Origin of the sequence: Pauljensenia sp. UMB6358 (assembly GCF_030216865.1) — a bacterium.
In the GTDB taxonomy this organism is placed as follows: Bacteria; Actinomycetota; Actinomycetes; order Actinomycetales; family Actinomycetaceae; genus Pauljensenia; species Pauljensenia turicensis_A.
The window spans coordinates 1-348 of record NZ_JASOMS010000071.1 but is presented as its reverse complement, the minus strand read 5'-3'; the positions used below and the strand labels follow the sequence as shown (position 1 = coordinate 348).

Here is a 348-nt window from a genome sequence, read left to right as displayed (position 1 = left end):
GACCAAGGCGGAAGAGACGGCTGCCGACTCTGACAGTGAAACCGCTCAAGCACCAGAAGCTGACGAGCCCGAAGACGACGCGAATGAGCCGCGCGAGCAGGCCACAGAAACCACTCCCGAACAGGCAGTCGACTACCAGGCCCTGCAGGACAAAAACAGTGCGCTCGCGGATGAAGTCGAGCAGTTGAAAGCGCAGATCGCGCGGTTCGAGACCGAACACCAGTGCGCCGCGTGGCGCGCGGAAATCTCCAAAGAAACCGGCGTTCCCGCTGAGGCGTTACGCGGGGGAACGCGCGAGGAAATCGAAGCGCACGCCAAGGTGCTCGCTGAACTCCTCAAACCACGACC

Annotated in this window: 1 protein-coding gene; it reads left to right on the top strand. The window is 62.4% G+C overall.

The genetic code is table 11. From position 1 onward, the window contains the following. Positions 1 to 348: hypothetical protein (locus QP381_RS08675; RefSeq protein WP_285068558.1), on the top strand; the 348-nt coding region annotated here is incomplete at both ends.